Annotated in this window: 2 pseudogenes; both read left to right on the top strand. The window is 70.6% G+C overall.

The features are described from left to right. Nucleotides 1–511: pseudogene (locus AC1DFE_RS24120) on the top strand (hypothetical protein); the annotation flags it as partial. Further along, nucleotides 508–636 (top strand): annotated as a pseudogene (locus AC1DFE_RS24115) (phage holin family protein); the annotation flags it as partial. The pseudogenes AC1DFE_RS24120 and AC1DFE_RS24115, both read left to right, overlap by 4 nt.

The following is a 636-nucleotide window of genomic DNA, read 5'->3' as shown; positions in this document are numbered from 1 at the left end:
GGCCGCCGAAGGCATCCGCACCATCTCCTCRCAGCTGCGCACCATGGCCGACGCSCCKGACCAGCAGGGGGTGGCCGCGGACCTGATCCGGCAGGCCGCCGACCGCTCCGAATCGGTCGCTTCCTGGCTGGACAACCGGGATCCGGGCTCGCTGCTGAACGARGTCAAGTCCTTCGCCCGCCASCGSCCCGGCACCTTCCTGCTCCTCGCGGCAGGCGCAGGACTCGTGGCCGGACGACTGGGCCGCAGCCTGCAGGCCGGCGCCCCCGAAACCGGCACCGCAACAGGCGCCCCCACGGCAACCGCAACCGGCTTCACGCCCTCCCAGCCAGCCAGGCTTGCCGCGACGGAGAGCACCGTCACGGCTGGCGCAGGCGAGCCGAGCATCTACCGTACAGGACCTGTATCCACGCAGTCACTTCCCACCGGGTCATCGGCCGGAGCGCTGCGGGACATTGACGATCCCTACGTTGGGGCCGGAGCCGTTGAGGGTGGGGGGCGTCCCCTGTGAGCAGCCAGATACCCGATGCCCCGCATACGGCCGCGCACGTCAAGGCCGACACCACCTCCCTCGGTGACCTCCTCGGCGAGGTCACCCGGGACCTGTCCACCCTGATCCGGCAGGAAATCGAACTC

The sequence above is a fragment of the Arthrobacter sp. 05T423 genome, from assembly GCF_056396245.1.
This window is presented reverse-complemented; position numbering and strand designations above follow the sequence as displayed.